The following is a 16,635-nucleotide window of genomic DNA, read 5'->3' as shown; positions in this document are numbered from 1 at the left end:
GCGGGCGGCGCACGCCGGCGTTTTCACGCCGGGCATGCCGCCCGCACCGCGACATCAGACCGCGTACGTCTTGTCGTTCTTCGTCAGGCTCCACGCGCCTTGCGCGTTGCCGCCCTGGTTGCCGCCGATCTTTTGCTGCGTGTACTTCCACTGCACGGCAGCGTACTTCAGCGAGAACTGTTCGGTCGGCAGGCCTTCGCCCACCACGCTCGGCGTGGCGCTCGAAATGATCACGTACTTGAGTTTCACTTCCAGGTACTTGATGCGGTTGCCTTCACCATCCGAACGCATGAAGTCGATCGTGACTTCGTCGAACGTCGTGCCGCCCGATGCGTGTTGATAGATCAACGGGCTGACCACGTCGATGTCTTTCGTGAACTGCATGTCCGAATGCTCGCAACGCTCGGACGTGTGACCACCGGCCGTGGAAGCCGTCGCCGAACGCGGTTGCGTAATCGAGTGGCTCCACGAATCAATTTCGATCCAACCAGCGTGATCTTTATCGGCGGACTCGCCTTTGATCGCCGGATTGCCGAATTTTAAATAGATATCCTTCATAACTCATCGACTCCCCAAAGAGGTGGTTTTAACAGCTAACCCGTGCGGCCCGCACGGGTTTTCTGGACTTTCGTTTATGAATTTGCCGGTTTCGGCAGGTCAGCGACAAGCCGCAAAGAGATCGACAGCTCGTCCAGTTGAAAGTGCGGACGCAGGAACGCGACCGAACGATACACACCAGGCTTGCCCGGAATCTCCGAGACCTGAATCGATGCCTCGCGCAGCGGGAACTGCGCCTTCTGTTCCTGGGTCGCGTTATCGTCGAGCAGCACGTATTGCGAGATCCAACGGTTCAGGAAAACTTCGACGTTCTGCGCCGACGCGAAACTGCCGATCTTGTCGCGCATCATCGCCTTCAGGTAATGCGCGACGCGCGACACCGAGAAGATGTATTGCAACTGCGCGGACAGCACGGCATTCGCGTTGGCGCTGTCGGTGCTGTACTTCTTCGGCTTCTGCACCGATTGCGCGGCGAAGAACGCGGCGTAGTCCGAGTTCTTGCAGTGCACGAGCGGAATGAAACCGAGGTCGCTCAGTTCTTTTTCACGGCGATCGGTAATCGCGATTTCGGTCGGGCATTTCAGCGCGACTTCGCCGTCGTCGGTCTTGAACGTGTGAGTGGGCAGATCTTCGACCAGACCGCCGCCTTCCACGCCGCGAATCGCCGCGCACCAGCCGAAGTCGTCGAATGCCGCGGTCAGGCGGGCAGCGAACGCCCATGCCGCGTTACACCAGAGGTACTTGCTGTGATCGGTGCCGTCCACTTCCTCGACGAAGTTGAAGCCTTCCGCCGTGGCGCCGTCTTTCGGATTGAACGGCAGACGGCCGAGAAAACGCGGCAACGTCAGACCGACGTAGCGCGAGTCTTCAGCGTCGCGGAACGATTTCCACTTGGCGTATTCGACCGTGTCGAACACCTTGCCGAGGTCGCGCGGCTTGCCGAGATCGGCGAAGCTTTCGAGACCCATCAGTTCGGGCGACGCCGACGCGATGAACGGTGCATGCGCGGCCGCCGCGACGTGCGACATCTGCTCGATGAAGTACATGTCTTCCGGCTGACGTGTTACTTCGAAGTCGCCGATGATCGTGCCGAACGGCGAACCGCCGAAGGTGCCGAATTCTTCTTCGTAGACCTTCTTGAAGAGCGCGCTCTGATCGAATTCGATCGCAGTCTTGAAGTCGCGCACCAGATCGCGCTTGGGCGCATGCAGCGCCTTGATCTTGACCGTGTTGCCGGTGTTGCTTTCCTTGCACAGGTAGTCGAGACCGCGCCACGTGCTTTCCATGCGCTGGAATTGCGGCGCGTGCATCACCGCGCTCAGCTGCGTGGAAATCAGGCGATCGAGTTCCGCGACGCGCGCGTCGATCGTGGCCGACAGGTTGTCGGACACCACCACCGTGCCGTCGAGCACTTCGCGCACGAGTTCGCCGATCAGGTCTTTCGCCCGCGCGTGTTCGGACTCGGACTTCGCCACGCGGCTTTTCTCGACGATCTGGTCGAGCAGCGTGGATTCCGTGCCGCCTTGTGCGGTGGCGAGTTGGGCTGCTGCCGTTTGCTGGTTCATCTCACACCCCGTACGTACTTATTCGCCCTGCTTGTCGTGGTCTGCCGCGTCGCCCTGGTCTTTCGCAAGGGTTTGCAACTGCTGCGTGTTGTTGAGCACTTCGCTCAGCAGATCTTCGAGCTTGTCGTTGCCGGCCAGCTTGTTGCGCAGGTCGGCCAGCTTCGAACGTGCTTCGAGCAGGCGGCGCAGCGGCTCGATCTGCGATACCACTTCGTCCGGATTGAAGTCGGCCATCGACTTGAAACGCAGGTCGACAGCGAACTTGCCGCCCGTTTCGCTCAGGCGGTTTTCAACCTGGAACGCGGCGCGCGGCTCGATCGCCTTCATCACGTCGTCGAAATTATCGCGATCGATGTTGACGAACTTGCGGTCGCGCAGCTTCGGCTGCTCGACTTCGGACTGACCGGCCAGATCGGCAACCACGCCGACGACGAACGGCAGTTCCTTGATTTCGATCGCATCGCCGCGTTCGACCTCATAGGTCAATTGAACGCGCGGCGGCCGCACTTTTTGCAAGCGTTTCTGAATGCTCTCTTTCTTCGCCATCGTCGGCTCCCGGATGCGAATGGATCAGGCTACGTTCAACGCAACGCGCTGAACGGGTCGGACGCGCCGCCGCTTTGTGCGGCTTTGGCGGGTGCTGCCGGCGCTGCCGGAGCGGCAGGCGCCGCCGGCGTGGCGGCCGGAGCCGCGGCGCTGTTGTTCGCTTCGGCCGCTTCCGCCGGCTTGCCCTTCGGCACATGGCGAACGTACTTTTTCTTCTTCACGACCGGCTTGTCGTTCGGATCGGGCGGGAACAGCGTGGCCTCGCCGAGCGTGTCGCGCAGTTGCTTGGCGAGCGCCTGCGCGTCGGACTTCGCGTCGCCCGCGAGCGACGCGTCCTGACGCAATTCGCCGAGCGATTGCGTGGCGACGCGCAAGCCGGCCACCGCCAGCACGCTCTTCGCCTGACGGTCGGTCTGGTCGCGCTGGAGCGCTTCCTGCGCGGCGACGATCGCCTGACCGTAATGACCTTGCGTGAACTGGATCTGCGCAATGCGCGACCACGGTTCTTCACGCGTCGGATCGGATTTGGACAATTGCTGATAAAGCAGGATGGCGCGATCCTGATCGCCACCCTTCGCGACCGTATCGGCGTCCGCGAGTTGCTTATTAAAAGCCTCGGGTGTGGCCGCCACGTTGTCGCCCTGTGTCGCGCAACCGGCCATCACGCCGCATGCCAACACAACCCCAGATAGTTTTACTAACAGACGCTCATTCATCGTTTTTCACCGACGTGCGAATTTTTTAATTCAAGGAGAAACCGGAGTTTTGCTTTGCTTCAAGTGCGCGGGTATAGTACAGGCCAATTTTCGATAATTCAACTTTCGTGTGAAGAAGCATTGCACAAAAAAAATGCATACGGATCATTTAAACGAAACATGCAGAAATTGTTTCCTGGTGCAATAGCGTTATTGTCGAAAGCGGAAAAAATTTCCACTGGCTGGCGGCAAACAAGCTACCAACCGGCAACACATGCAGTTTGCATAAAGCGGCAATGCGTGGATTCGCGTTGTTGCAAATAGCCGGATTGATTTCGTTATTGATGTATTGACGGGGGGCGGCGCCAAGCCGGTCGATGTATATGAATTCGGGTTTTGTTCGCCATGCATCGTTATTGATTGCGAGCGCCGCCGCCTGCGCGCTTCTGGGCGGTTGCGCGGCCGCTGTGCCGGTGCTGGGCGCGGCCGCCAACGCGGTGCTGCAGGCCAGCGGCCTCGGCAAGCCGGAACTGCCTGACGCGCAGAAGCCGCCGCGCAATGTCGGCCTGACCTTATACGCCGCGCCGAATCTGAATGCCGCGACCGACAACCGGCCATTGGCGCTGGTCGTGCGGCTTTATGTGCTGAAAGACCCCACCTCATTCCAGCAGGCGCCATTTGACGCATTTACCGATCCGAGTAAGGAAAAGACTACGCTCGGCGGCGATTTGCTGGGCGTGCGTGAAGTAACACTGATCCCGGGGCAGCGCTACACCGTTACCGAAAAAGTCTCGCGTGAAGCGCAGGCATTCGGTATCGTCGCTCTATTCCGCGATCCGGCCATGCAACGCTGGAAATTCGCCTTCGACCCGGCGAAGTCGGAGAAATCCGGCATAATGATCGGCCTGCATAACTGTGCAATGACCGTGACCAACGGCACCGTGATCCCGCCGGAACAGGGATTGCCCGCGCAGCCGCTGAATATGCTTTCTTCGGTGAGTTGCGGATAAAGATGCCGTGCAAATACGATTTAACAGTTTCTACACAATTAACAATGCGGCGCTCGAATCGGTAATGTCCGGGCACGCCACACGCTGAACGCATATAACAGGTTTGAGATGAGTTATTCCGCAAAAGTGCTTTGGGGGGAAGGCCTGTTTCTGAGGCCTCAGCATTTTCAGCGTCAGGACGCCTATCACGAGGCGCGCCTGTTCGAATCGATCCAGGCGATCCAGCCGTACAACTGGGGCGTGCGTTCGGCGCGCTTCGACCGCGACGCGATCGGCAGCAACGTGCTGCGCCTGAGCGAACTGTCGCTGGTGTTTCCGGACGGCGCGCTCTACTCGGCGCCGCAAGCCGACGAGTTGCCGCCGCCCATCGCGCTGGACACGTTGCCCGACGGCATCAACGAATTCACGTTTTATCTCGCGCTGCATCCGCTGCGCGAAACCGGCGCGAACTACTCGCAAGACAGGAACGCGGGCTTCGTGTCGCGTTACGTGAGCGAGCAGACGCCGGTGGCCGATCATTTCACCGACGCCGCCGAAGCCGACATCACCTTCCTGAAGACCAGCGTCAAACTCATTGCGCATAGCGAGCCGCGCGACCAGTTGCTGTCGGTGCCGCTCGTGCGCGTGCGCCGCACGGCCACCTCGGGTTTCGAATTCGACGACAGCTTCGTGCCGCCCTGCCTCGCGATCGACGCGTCGCCGGTGCTGCATCAGCGGCTGCGTCAACTGATCGACGCGTTGCAGGCCAAGGTCAACGCGCTGTACGGCTTTCACCGCGAGCCGACCAAGAACATCATCGAATTCCGTTCCGGCGACATCGCGTCGTTCTGGCTGCTGCATACGGCGAGCGCGGCATTCGCGTCGCTTGCGCATCTTTACCAGCATTCGGCACTGCATCCGGAGCGGCTGTTCCAGGAATTGCTGCGCCTCGCCGGTCAGTTGATGACGTTTTCGAAGGGCTACGCGCTGTCCGATCTGCCGGCGTACCGGCATGACGATCCGGGCCCGTCGTTCGCGCGTCTCGACACGATCCTGCGCGATCTGCTCGAAACCGTGATCTCCACGCGCTACTTCGCGATCTCGCTCGAAGAAGTCCGCCCGTCGTTCCATGCGGGCCGTCTCGACTCGGGCAAGATCGACGACAAAACCCAGTTCTACATCGCCGTGTCGGCCGACATGCCGACCGCCGAACTCGTCGAAGCCGTGCCCGCGCGCTTCAAGGTCGGCGCGCCGGACGACGTCGACAAGCTGGTGCTCTCGGCCATGCCGGGCGTGCGGCTCGTCTACACGCCGCAGGTGCCGCCCGCCATTCCGGTGCGCCCGGGCGCGTGCTACTTCTCCTTCGAATCGCGCGGTGCGCTGTATGACCGCATGTTGCAAGCCCAATCGGCAATGATCTACGCGCCGTCGGGCATCAACGATCTTCAACTCGAACTGATCGCCGTCACCTCATGAGCTACGCGCCCTCCCTGTTTGGCGGCAGCACACCTGCCGCAACGCCCGCCCCCGCCAGCGAGCCGAGCTATCAGGTTCGCTCGCTGCTCGATCTACTGTACGACGGCTTCTTCATGCTGTTCCTGCTGAAGAACGGCCGCGAACCGGGCGAAGCGCATGAGTTCAGCCAGCGCATCCAGCAATTCCTCGGCGACTTCGAGCGCGGCGCGAAGAAGCTCAACGCGTCGGCGGAAGACGTCTATGCGTCGAAGTTTGCGTTCTGCGCGGCGATCGACGAATCGGTGTTGTCGTCCACCTTCAAGATCCGCACCGAGTGGGAACGCCGGCCGCTGCAACTGACGCTGTTCGGCGAACAGTTGGCGGGCGAGAAGTTCTTCCACTATCTCGAGGAATGCCGCGCGCAAGGCGCGCCGCGCCTGCAGTCGCTCGAGGTGTTTCACATGTGCCTGCTGCTCGGTTTTCAGGGCAAGTACCTGCTCGAAGGGCCCGAGAAGCTCGCGTATCTGACCGCTCGTATCGGCGACGAAATCGCGCATATGAAGGGCAAACGCGCGCCGTTCGCGCCGCATTGGCCGCTGCCCGATCAGGTCGCGCACCGGCTCAAGCGCGAGGTGCCGCTGTGGTCGATTGGCGCGGTGTTCGCGCTGGTGGGGTTGCTGGCTTATCTGGGGCTGAACACGTATTTGCGCGATCAGACGTTGCGTTCGCTCGCGCCGTATTCGCAAGTGGTCAAGCTCGGCCCGCAATCGGCTACGTTGACGATTTCGCTGCCTTAAGGTGTAGCGGCTGTGGTCGTCATAGACGCGCACGACTGCATCCGCTACCGGCAATAAAAAAACGGCCCGCATTCATCATGCGGGCCGTTTTTCCATGTTGCGCGAGAAGACCGGAAAACCGCTTACTGCGACTCCTCCGCCCACAGGCCATTTTCGCGCGCCATCAGCGCGGTCGAAGCGGACGGTCCGAACGTGCCCGCGGTATAAGAGCGCGGCTTTTCGCCCGACTTGCCCCAGCCTTCCAGAATCGGCTCGGCCCAGGCCCATGCGGCTTCCAGTTCGTCGCGCCGCATGAAGTGCGTGAGGCGGCCGCGAATCACGTCGATCAGCAAACGCTCATACGCTTCCGCGCGGCGCTCGGTAAAGGCCTGCTGCAAATCCAGATTCAGATTCACCGGCAGCATGTGCATGCCGCTGCCCGGTTCTTTCGCGAGCACCTGCAACTGGATCGACTCTTCCGGCTGCAACTGGATCACGAGTTTGTTGCCGTAGTTACGGCCGCCGCTCGGAAAGATCGAGAACGGCAGCTCGGAGAACTCGATCACGATCTCCGACACCTTCTTCTGCATCCGTTTGCCGGTGCGCAAGAAGAACGGCACGTGAGCCCAGCGCCAGTTGTTGATATGCGCGCGCAACGCGACGAAGGTTTCGGCGCGGCTGCCGGCCGGCACGTTTTCTTCCTCGAGATAGCCCTTCACCGCTTCGCCATCCACCGCGCCTGCGGTGTATTGGCCGCGCACGGTGTCGCGGGCGATATCTTCGGCGGTCATGGGACGCAGCGAGCGCAGCACCTTGAGTTTTTCGTCGCGGACCGCGTCCGGGTCGAGCGAGACCGGCGGTTCCATTGCGACGATGCACAGCAGTTGCAGCAGGTGGTTCTGCACCATGTCGCGCAGCGCGCCGGTCTTGTCATAGAAGCCCGCGCGCGTGCCCACGCCGACCGTCTCCGCCACCGTGATCTGCACGCTCTTGATGTACGGCGCCTGCCACAGCGGCCCGAAAATCGGATTGCCGAAGCGCAGCACCATCAGGTTCTGCACCGTTTCCTTGCCGAGGTAGTGGTCGATCCGGTAAATCTGCGCTTCGTTGAAATGATTGCCGACCGCCGTGTTGATTTCCTGCGCGGACGCCAGATCGTGGCCCAGCGGTTTTTCGAGCACGACGCGCGAGTTACCGTCGATCAGCCCGGCCGTGGCCAGGTTGTCGCAGATGTTCGTGAACAGATCCGGCGAGGTCGCGAGATAGAACACGCGGCGCACGCCTTCGCGCGAGCTTTCTTTCAGACGCTGATAGTCTTCGGCCGAGTCGACGTCCATGCGCACGTACTCGAACAGCGCGAGGAATTTGTCCCAGGCGGCGGCGTCGAAGGCTTTCTTTTCGATGAACGGTTTAGCCTTCAACTCCATGAATTCGTTGATGTACTCCTCGCGCGACCAGGGCTTGCGGCCGATCGTGAGGATGCGCGTTTCCGGCGGCAGATTGCAGTGCAGATGCGCCATGTAGAGCGCGGGCAGCAGCTTGCGGAACGACAGGTCGCCGGTGCCGCCGAAGATGATCATGTCGAGCGGCAAGTCAGGAGTGGCAGTAGCGTGGTGGGTCGTCATAGCGCGGTCGCAGCGTGGAGAGAGGGATGAGGCGTCGGTCAAGGGGCAGAAAAAAGCCTGAGGCGAACTGCGAGCACCGGCGGACCGGCACTTTTTTCTGGCAAACGCCTATGGTGCAACGTTTTGAGATTGTTTGCACGGCAACATCTGCCTCAGCTTGGCGCAATATGCCAACCCCGCGCGTTAAAGGCCTGTTTTTCAGGTCTTTTTTCGCGTTTTCAGGAATTTTTGCCGGCGTGCTTTTGTGCTTTAAACGCCGGACAACGCCGCGCGCGCCACGCGGCAGGCCGCGAGATCCCAGGCCGCGCAGCCGACTGTTTTGAAAACCACCGGCTTTTCCGCTGAGCTTGACGCCGACTCGTCCAGCACCGAAGCGATCCCGCGCACCGCCGCCCAATCCACGCCCGCCTGGATGAAATCGCCGGCTTCGTGCTTCGCGCCGGCCGGATCGTCGACGTAGAGCGCGCTGCCCGCCAGCGTGTGCGCGCCGATCTCGACCATGGCCGGCGTAAAGGCGCCGACGCCGATCACCAGCCGTCCAGCGCGCGCGGGTTCGTCGTAGACCGCCTGCTTGCTGGTGGTCAGCGCGATCACGACATCGATCGAAGCGGGAATCGGTGCGGTGGGTTCCGTCAACAACGGTTGCAACTCGCGGACCTTGCCCTGCAGGTTGCCGCGCGTCGTCTCGCCATACGCCGCGCAAAACGCTGCGGCGCGCGCCGGTGCGCTGCCCTTCACCCAGACGCGCGCGTCCGGATAAAGCTGACCGATCGCCTCCAGATGGTTGAGTGCCTGCGTGCCCGTGCCGATCAGCAGGAATTCGCGCGGCGTGCTCGCGGCGAACGTCTCGACGCCCAGCATCGACATCGCCGCCGTGCGGCGTCCGGTCACCGTCGGGCCGTCGAGAATAAACAGCGTTTCGCCGGTATCGGCGTCGAAAGCCATCACCTGGCCGTGGATCGTCGGCAACTCGCGCGAGCGGTTGCTCGCGCACACGTTGACCAGTTTATGAATCGCGAGATCGGGTGCGGTGGCCGGCATCGACAGCATGATGCCGCCTTCGTTGAGCGGCACGACGAGCCGTTCGGGGCTCACGATTCGCTGCTGCGTGTAGTCGAGGCTCGCGTGCTTCAAAGCGTCGACGAGGGTGGCGTAGGGAATCAGTTGCGCGGTGGCGGCGGCGTCGAAAATCTGCGTGGTCGGGCGGGTCATGAGCGGGTGGTTCCAATCCTTGCGAAAGTGTGAATCCGGATTCGGCGCAACAGAAAACCGTCAATCGGTGCAGCGGGTTCGGCAACGGCTCCAGTGTGCCCGGCCATAAACCTGCGTGCCGCGCCACCGCCCAGTCCGGTTAGCAGGCGGCCGCTTCGCCCGGATGACGCGACGACTGGATCACCATCAGCAGGTCACCGGCCTCGATCGGACAAGGTTCGTCTTCGTAGAACGACAGCACGCGGCCGGCGCGCACCAGGCCGACCACCACCGCGCCCGGCAGCGCGTTGCTCCAGCGGCCGACTTCCTGCGTGGTCGCCTCCCGCTCAAGCAGATTGACGCGGCCGCGCGTGGACAGCAGGTCGTTGATGAACGGCACGATGTAGTCGCTGGCCACCGCGTCGGCCAGCAGCAGGCCGCCGATCTTGGTCGACGACACGATCACGTCCGCGCCGGCCTGGCGCAATTGACGCTGATAGGTCTGCTCCTGGATACGCGCGACGATCTTCGTCTGCGGCGCGATGCTGCGCACGGTCAGCGTGAGCAGGATCGCGATGGCGTCGTCGGCGACGGCAATGATGACCGCCTTGGCGCGCCGTACCTGCGCCTGCTGCAACAGATCCTCGCGCGACGGATCGCCGAGCAGTCCCGCCACCCCCAACGCCGTAGCCGCCTCGAGCGCCGCCTGCTGCGGGTCGATCACGACGATCGATTCCGCCGCAAAACCGCTTTCCAGCAACTCGCGCACCGCGACCGAACCGCTCAACCCGTAGCCGCAGATCACGACGTGGTCGTTCAGTTGTTTTTGCAGGCGTTTCATACGGAATTCCTCGATGACGCGTTGAATGACGAACTGATAGGCGGTGCCGAGAAACACGAACCAGATGACGATGCGGATCGGCACGATAAAAAACGCGTCGATGAGTCGCGCGCGAGCGGTCACCGGCACGATGTCGCCATAGCCGACGGTCGCGACGGTGACCATCGTGAAGTACATCAGATCGACGATGCCGAGCACTTTGCGGTTGGCGTCGCGCAGGCCGTCGCGGTCGAGATAGAGCACGGCGAAGGCCAGCACGCACAGACCGGCGACGAGATAGATACGTTGCAGCAGCACGCGCTGCGGCGAGGCGGCGGGTCGCGTGAACAGCGTGCGGGCGCGCGGCGCCTGCCAGGGCGTGCGAGCACGGCGAGGCAGGCGAAAGCGCGGCTGACGTGGCGGCGGGTTCGGCTGGGCGGGCACGCGGCGGCTCCGGGAATCGAGAACGAACGATTCTACGATGCCCCGGTGCGCGCTGGGGACGGATCGCGGGCGAACGCGGGGGCGAGCGGCAAAGACTTGCCGCCGCAGCGCCGCAGCGCCGCGGCGTCACTGCGTGGTGTCTTTCGCGCCGCTCTTCTTGCCGCCCTTGAACATCGCGCGGCAGGCCGGGCTGAGTTCGTCGACGTGCTGCTTCATGCAGGCGGTGATCTTGTCTTCGTTGGGAATCTCGGCGGCGCAGAAATGCATGGCGTCGCCGCGACAGGCCTTGCTCTGTTCGTCGCGGCTGGCGGCGTTCGCCGGGGCGGCGGCCGCGACGGCCAAAAGCCGGCGGCGAACAGGGCGTAGAGTCGAGCGGCGGTGATGCGCGGGGCGTGGTTTCGATTCATCATGTCAGATCCGTATCGCAAAGGTCGGTGAAACGCTCTCAGCAGAAAACGGGCCCGATCATGGCGCGCGCCGTCGAGCGGCCGGCCGCCCGGCATGGGAAACCGCACTGACCGCACGCGACGTTTATTCGCCAGACAGATATTTGGCTTTTATTCGCTAGACAGATATTTGGCAAATATTCGTCTCACGCATATTTGCCAAATATTCGTGAGACGCATAAACTACATTTATTCGTCTCACGGATAATTTGCCATGCTCCATTTCATCGCCAAACCCGACCAGATGGCCCACCTGCTCGCCGCCAGCCGGCGGCAAGCCGGCCTCACGCAGGCCGAGGCGGCGGCGCGCGTCGGCATCAGCCAGAGCCGCCTCTCGGCATTGGAAACCGACGCCGCCGCGCTCACCCTCGAACAATTGCTGGCGCTATGCGGCGTCTATGGTCTGCAATTGCAACTCAGCGACAAAACCCCGCCGGCGTTCGAGCCGGCGCCGCTGATCGAGTGGTGAGCATGGGCCGTCCAACCTATACACGCGCGTTGTCCGTGTGGGCCAATGGCGAGCGGGTCGGCGTCTGGCGCCTGCCCACGCGCGGCCCGATGGAGTTCGAGTACGACCCGGCGTGGGTCGCCTCGCCCGCTGGCCGCCCGCTGTCGTTGTCGCTCCTGTTCCTGCCCGGCAATCTGCCGCTCAAAGGCCCGCGCGTCCTCAACTATTTCGACAACCTGTTGCCCGACAGCGAGGCGATCAGAAAGCGGATCGCCCAGCGCTATCGAACCGACACGCTGGACGCGTTCGACCTGCTGCAAGCCATCGGCCGCGATTGCGTGGGCGCCGTCCAGTTGCTCGCCGAAGACGACACGCCCGCCGGCGTCGAGCGGATCGAGGGCACGCCGTTGTCGGACGCCGAGATCGAGGCCATGCTGGCGCGCACGGTGAGCAACCCCGCGCCCGGCGCCGCCGACGAAACCGACGACTTCCGCATCTCGCTCGCCGGCGCGCAGGAGAAAACCGCCCTGCTCTGGCACGACGGCAAATGGCAGCGCCCGCACGGCGCCACGCCCACCACGCACATTTTCAAGCTGCCGCTCGGACTGGTCGGCAACAAGCTCGCCGACCTCAGCACGTCGGTGGAAAACGAATGGCTCTGTTTGCGGATTCTGCGTGCCTACGGACTGCCGGTCGCAAACACGGAAATCATGACCTTCGGCAAGCAGCGGGTGCTGAGCGTCGAACGTTTCGACCGCCAGCCGCATTCGAGCGGGCAATGGCTGCTGCGCCTGCCGCAGGAGGACTTTTGCCAGGTCTACGGCTTGCCGTCGCATCGCAAGTACGAAAACGACGGCGGTCCGGGTGTGCTCGACCTCGCGCGAATTCTGCAGCAATCGGTCACGCCTTCGCAGGACATCGAAACGCTGCTCGCCAGCCAGATTCTGTTCTGGATGCTGGCCGCGCCGGACGGCCACGCCAAGAACTTCAGCATTCGCCTGCTGGCCGGCGGCCAGTACCGTCTGACGCCGCTTTACGACGTGATGTCGATCTGGCCGGTGGAAGGCAGCGGCCCGAACCAGTGGTCGTGGTACAAGGCCAGGCTCGCCATGGCCATGTGGTCGCGCAACAAACACGACGCGTTTCGCGACGTGCAGCGGCGCCACTTCAACACCATGGCGCTGAAATGCTCGTACGGGGCGAACGCCGAGCCGCTGATCCAGCGCCTGATCGCGCAGACGCCCGAGGTCATCGAGCGGGTCTCGGCCGAATTGCCCGAGCGCTTTCCAGCCAAGGTCGCCGAACGGATTTTCAAAGGCCTGAAAAGCTCGGTGACCAAGCTCGAGAAAATGTCGGCGACATAAATAAGTGGGACGCTGTCCGTGCGGCGCGAGTTGGCATAAATTGGCGCGAAGTGGCGGGCGTGCCCTGTGCTGGCACACCAGATGCCGCCACGCGAGTTTTGTCCCGCCTATCACATTCAGATCACGCCAATGCCGCGGCAAAAGAGGTATCCGAGTTATTTCTCTAAGGATGCGGAACGGTTTAATCGGTAAAATGAACTTGATTCAAATTGCATAAAAAGCCGTTGTACCGATCCGTTTCGACTCGCGCAAAGACGGACCTGGTGGCGGCCACACAAAAACACAGACCGCGAAACTTTTTACGGTACATTTGCTGTCCCTCAAGTGGACGGGCCCATGCACACTGAATGTGCATGGGCCCCTTGCACCTGTCGGGCCGCACTCCACAGCACCCTTCAAGACGGGGATTCTCACGCAGTATGGCCAACGAAACACACTCACCTGACTCCATCGCAGTCGCCGAGCGCGTGCGCGAGTTGATGAGCCGTCACGGAATCGGCAAGCGCCAGCAAACCACGGAGCTATGCCGGATTCTCGATCTGAGTTTTTCCCAGGGGCACCGCAAGCTGCGCGGCAACAGTCCCTGGACCTTGTCGCAGATCAAGAAAGTCGCCGAGGTATACGGCGAACCGGCCGCGCAACTGTTCGGCGCGCAATCGCTCGATCCGGGCATGGTCGGCGCGATCGCCCAGGAAGCCATCTTCAGCATCGGCGCGATCGAACTGGCGTGCACCGCCTGGGTGGGCGCCGCGCTCGAAGCGGGCAGCCGGCCGGAATTCGTCGCCTATTCGCGGCTCGGCCAATGGCGCGTAGCGCGGCACGACGGCACGCTGTATCAAAGCGCGTACGAAGTCCACAAGATCGAGATCTATCCGCGCCGCGCCGAAACCGACAAACCGGCCATCGCGGTGGTCGACGACGATCAGGCCAGCGCCGACAACCTGCGCGACTATCTGGAGCGTAGCGGCTTCACGGCGGTTGCGATCTACGGACTCGCGGCCTTCACCGAGCAACTGCAAACGCAGGTGTTCGACGGCGTGGTGATCGACTGGCTGTTCGGCTCGCAGACTTCGGCGGCGGCGATTCGCGCGATACGCGCGTCGGAAAATCCGGACGCGCCGATCTTCGTGCTGACCGGCGAGCTGCTGACCGGCAAGGCCAGCGAATCGGAGATCAGCCAGGTGATCCGCAATTACGACGTCGCGTGCTACGAAAAGCCCGCGCGCATGGCGATCCTGGTCGCCGACCTCTCCAAGCGGCTTAATCGTCCGTAACCGCCCGTAGCGCCGAACGCGCCGCCAGCGGGCTGAAGGTGCGTGCTCAGGTTGAGCCCATCTCTACTTCGCGCGCCGGCAGCGCCGCTTTACACCGTATGCCGCGACGCCAACGCACGCTGCAACGCGTTGCGCAGATCTTCGTAATGTACCGGCTTTAATAACGCTTCGAAGAACGGCTGCGCGCCGGCTTCTCTCTCTGTTTCGTCTCCGGCTTTTCCTGTTGCTTCCGGCTCCGGCGCATACGCGCTGACCACGATCACCGGCACGCCCGACGACGGCCCGTTCCTCCCGGCGAAGTCCGCCAGAAACGTGTAGCCGTCGCGCTCCGGCATATGCAGATCGAGTAGCACCACGTCGCAGCGGCGCGCGTCGAGCCAGGCGAGCGCGGCGTCGGCGTTGCCGACCGCGTGCGCGTCGAACTCCATATGCGCGACCATTTCGCTGAGCGATTCGCGGATCAGCCGATTGTCGTCGACGATCAGCACGCAGGGGCGCGCGCCGCCCGGCTCGGTGTGCGCCGGCACGCCCGGCGGCCCGGCCACGGCCACCGCCGCGACCGGAATCGTCACGGTGAAGGTGGTGCCCTCGCCGACCGTGCTCGCCACGTCGACGGTGCCGCCGAACAGTTTCACCAGCCCCTGCACGATGGTCAGCCCCATGCCCGCCCCTTCAAAGCGACGCGTGCGCGAGCCGTCCAGTTGCGTGAACTCCTGGAAGATCAGCGGAATCTGCGCATGCGGCACGCCCGGCCCGGTATCGCTGACAACGAAAATCAGCACCGCGGGCCGCCGCTTCAATTGCACCCGCACGGTGCCGGTCTCGGTATAGCGGATCGCGTTGGTGACCAGGTTGTTGACGATCTGGCGGATCCGGTGCGGATCGGAATCGACCAGACCGCTCATGCCGCTCACCTCGCTTTCGAGCCGCAGGCCGCGCGCCTCGGCCGACATGGCATGCTCGTCGATAATCGACGCCAGCAGCTCGCGCGGCTCGAAATGCTCATGCCGCAATTCGAGCTTGCCGGCGCCCAGGCGCGCGTAGTCGGTGAGGTCTTTCATCTGCGCTTCGAGATGCCGTCCCGCGGTTTCGAGCCGCTGGATCACCTTGCGGTCGGCCTCGGAGTGATAGTTGAAGCCCAGCAGTTCGATCGAGGAAACGATCGCATGCAACGGCGTGCGCAGTTCGTGGCTGATCATGCCGAGGAACGCGTCTTTGGCGAGACTCGCCTCGCGCGCCGCGCGGCTCGCCTGGTGTTCGGCCTCGAGCGCCGCATGCTGCTGATGCATCAGACGCGTGCGGCGCCGGCCGTTGAGCACCAGCAACAGCGTCGCGGCCGCCGACAGCAACAGCAGCAACATCCCACCGGCGAACAGCATGCGGCGTTTGTCGATGAAATCGCGGTTCATCGCTTCGCGATCGGCGACGTCGGCGAAGCGGCGGCTCAGCGCGAGATCGTTGACCTCGTTCCAATGCTCGCGCAATTCGGCGACGATCTGATTGGCTTGAGTGCGGTCTGTCTGCAACGCCTCGACTTCAGGCTGAAAGTCGGCGAGCACATGGTCGAGCGATCTGATTTCGTCGAGCTGGCGTTGCAGCAGCGTCAGTTGCGTGGTCAGGCGGCGCGTCGAACCGGCCATCACGTGCAGCTTCGATTGCAGCAACTCATAGCGCAGCACCAGCCGCTGATAGTCGTCGTCGACACCCGATTGATACAGCAGCAACTGATTCTCGAAACGCGCGTAAGCGATTTGCAGTTGCGCGGCGTCCCAGTAGAAACCGTCGTACGTGCCGGTCAATTGCTCGGTGGTGCGCGGGTTCAGCAGGTTCGCATACAGCAGGTAGCCGATCGCGCCGGCCGGCGCCGCGAGCGCGGTTAGCCAGATCAGCACGTAAAGAACACGGCGCCACGGACGGCGCACTATTTGACGATGAGTGCCTTGATCTGCCATACGAATTTCGAATCGCCCGAGGCGCCCGTGAGTTCATCGGGAAACGCATCGCGCGGATAGATGAGAAACAGCGGCCCGAAGTCGCTGATCTTCAGGCGCCGGCCGTTCATGCTGTATGCAACGACCACGCCGTAGCGATCGCAGTCGGACACCGGCACGCTGTAGGTGTAGTCGTCGAGCGTATGGATCTCGACCTCGCTGCCGGTCGCGCCGACCGCCTTCAGAATATCCGCCAGCAGCGGTCCTGTGAAGGTGGAGCGCGGCGTCCATGTGGTGGCGGTGGTGATCGAGTGGACCGGCAGCGCGAGCAGTTGCGCCTCCGTGAAGTGATACACGCGGTGCGCAGCATCGGTAGTCTTGCCGATCTTGCCCGTCACGTCGAGCGTTAAAGGTGCCAATGGCGCGGATGGCGCCGACGCCGGTTGCGCATGCGCGCCGAACCCGGCCAGCGCGAACATCAGGCCACTCGCCCAGCGCGCACCGATGT

General features: G+C 62.8%; 16 protein-coding genes. 6 read left to right on the top strand and 10 right to left on the bottom strand.

The annotated features are described in order from the left end of the window. Positions 1-54: 54 nt before the first annotated feature. The 4 genes from FA94_RS26055 to FA94_RS26040 all read right to left on the bottom strand — a co-directional run bounded on the left by FA94_RS26055 (position 55) and on the right by FA94_RS26040 (position 3,385). Positions 55-558, bottom strand: coding sequence for an Hcp family type VI secretion system effector (locus tag FA94_RS26055; RefSeq protein WP_035556626.1), 504 nt, complete (start codon positions 556-558; stop codon positions 55-57). Positions 559-632: 74 nt separating this feature from the next. Then, complete coding sequence (gene tssC / locus FA94_RS26050; protein ID WP_035556623.1) at positions 633-2,123, bottom strand: type VI secretion system contractile sheath large subunit; 1,491 nt, start codon at positions 2,121-2,123, stop codon at positions 633-635. An 18-nt stretch (positions 2,124-2,141) separates the two neighbouring features. Beyond that, positions 2,142-2,669 carry a type VI secretion system contractile sheath small subunit gene (gene tssB, locus FA94_RS26045; RefSeq protein WP_035556621.1) on the bottom strand — a complete coding sequence of 176 codons (528 nt, stop codon included), beginning with the start codon at positions 2,667-2,669 and terminating at the stop codon, positions 2,142-2,144. 35 nt (positions 2,670-2,704) lie between these two features. Continuing rightward, positions 2,705-3,385 carry a tetratricopeptide repeat protein gene (locus tag FA94_RS26040; RefSeq protein ID WP_063771800.1) on the bottom strand — a complete coding sequence of 227 codons (681 nt, stop codon included), beginning with the start codon at positions 3,383-3,385 and terminating at the stop codon, positions 2,705-2,707. 362 nt (positions 3,386-3,747) lie between these two features. Here FA94_RS26040 and tssJ point away from each other — a divergent pair, with 362 nt between their 5' ends. The 3 genes from tssJ to icmH all read left to right on the top strand — a co-directional run bounded on the left by tssJ (position 3,748) and on the right by icmH (position 6,605). Next, positions 3,748-4,374, top strand: a complete 627-nt coding sequence (gene tssJ / locus FA94_RS26035; protein ID WP_035563059.1) for a type VI secretion system lipoprotein TssJ — start codon at positions 3,748-3,750, stop codon at positions 4,372-4,374. Between the two features lie 108 nt (positions 4,375-4,482). After that, positions 4,483-5,829 (top strand): type VI secretion system baseplate subunit TssK, encoded by a 1,347-nt coding sequence (gene tssK / locus FA94_RS26030; RefSeq protein WP_035556614.1) that lies wholly within the window; start codon positions 4,483-4,485, stop codon positions 5,827-5,829. Further along, entirely contained in the window at positions 5,826-6,605 is a 780-nt protein-coding gene (gene icmH, locus FA94_RS26025; protein WP_035556611.1) for a type IVB secretion system protein IcmH/DotU, read from the top strand. Before tssK ends, icmH begins: the two co-directional genes overlap by 4 nt. Before the next feature lie 122 nt (positions 6,606-6,727). Here icmH and zwf read toward each other — a convergent pair whose 3' ends face one another. The 4 genes from zwf to FA94_RS26005 all read right to left on the bottom strand — a co-directional run bounded on the left by zwf (position 6,728) and on the right by FA94_RS26005 (position 11,006). Then, positions 6,728-8,209 carry a glucose-6-phosphate dehydrogenase gene (gene zwf, locus FA94_RS26020; protein WP_035556609.1) on the bottom strand — a complete coding sequence of 494 codons (1,482 nt, stop codon included), beginning with the start codon at positions 8,207-8,209 and terminating at the stop codon, positions 6,728-6,730. A 249-nt stretch (positions 8,210-8,458) separates the two neighbouring features. Next, positions 8,459-9,421 carry a bifunctional Delta(1)-pyrroline-2-carboxylate/Delta(1)-piperideine-2-carboxylate reductase gene (gene lhpI / locus FA94_RS26015; RefSeq protein ID WP_035556606.1) on the bottom strand — a complete coding sequence of 321 codons (963 nt, stop codon included), beginning with the start codon at positions 9,419-9,421 and terminating at the stop codon, positions 8,459-8,461. A 139-nt stretch (positions 9,422-9,560) separates the two neighbouring features. Beyond that, positions 9,561-10,664, bottom strand: coding sequence for a potassium channel family protein (locus tag FA94_RS26010; RefSeq protein WP_035556603.1), 1,104 nt, complete (start codon positions 10,662-10,664; stop codon positions 9,561-9,563). Positions 10,665-10,790: 126 nt separating this feature from the next. Then, a complete protein-coding gene (locus FA94_RS26005) occupies positions 10,791-11,006 on the bottom strand; it encodes a hypothetical protein (protein ID WP_051980749.1) in 216 nt (71 codons plus the stop codon). A 318-nt stretch (positions 11,007-11,324) separates the two neighbouring features. Between FA94_RS26005 and FA94_RS26000 the strand changes: the two genes are divergently transcribed. The 3 genes from FA94_RS26000 to FA94_RS25990 all read left to right on the top strand — a co-directional run bounded on the left by FA94_RS26000 (position 11,325) and on the right by FA94_RS25990 (position 14,196). Continuing rightward, positions 11,325-11,579, top strand: coding sequence for a helix-turn-helix domain-containing protein (locus FA94_RS26000; protein ID WP_035556601.1), 255 nt, complete (start codon positions 11,325-11,327; stop codon positions 11,577-11,579). 2 nt (positions 11,580-11,581) lie between these two features. Further along, positions 11,582-12,922 carry a type II toxin-antitoxin system HipA family toxin gene (locus tag FA94_RS25995; protein ID WP_035556598.1) on the top strand — a complete coding sequence of 447 codons (1,341 nt, stop codon included), beginning with the start codon at positions 11,582-11,584 and terminating at the stop codon, positions 12,920-12,922. A gap of 419 nt (positions 12,923-13,341) precedes the next feature. Beyond that, the gene (locus FA94_RS25990) at positions 13,342-14,196 is read left to right on the top strand and encodes a helix-turn-helix domain-containing protein (protein WP_035556595.1); all 855 of its coding nucleotides are present in this window, start codon (positions 13,342-13,344) and stop codon (positions 14,194-14,196) included. An 89-nt stretch (positions 14,197-14,285) separates the two neighbouring features. Here the strand turns inward: FA94_RS25990 and FA94_RS25985 are convergent, their stop codons facing one another. Both FA94_RS25985 and FA94_RS25980 read right to left on the bottom strand, forming a co-directional pair. Further along, positions 14,286-16,148, bottom strand: coding sequence for an ATP-binding response regulator (locus tag FA94_RS25985; RefSeq protein WP_035556593.1), 1,863 nt, complete (start codon positions 16,146-16,148; stop codon positions 14,286-14,288). Further along, positions 16,118-16,606, bottom strand: a complete 489-nt coding sequence (locus FA94_RS25980; protein ID WP_156126828.1) for a putative pterin-binding protein — start codon at positions 16,604-16,606, stop codon at positions 16,118-16,120. The genes FA94_RS25985 and FA94_RS25980 overlap by 31 nt, the downstream gene beginning before the upstream one ends. Positions 16,607-16,635: the final 29 nt, after the last annotated feature.

This window comes from Burkholderia sp. 9120 (assembly GCF_000745015.1).
GTDB lineage: Bacteria > Pseudomonadota > Gammaproteobacteria > Burkholderiales > Burkholderiaceae > Paraburkholderia.
This window is presented reverse-complemented; position numbering and strand designations above follow the sequence as displayed.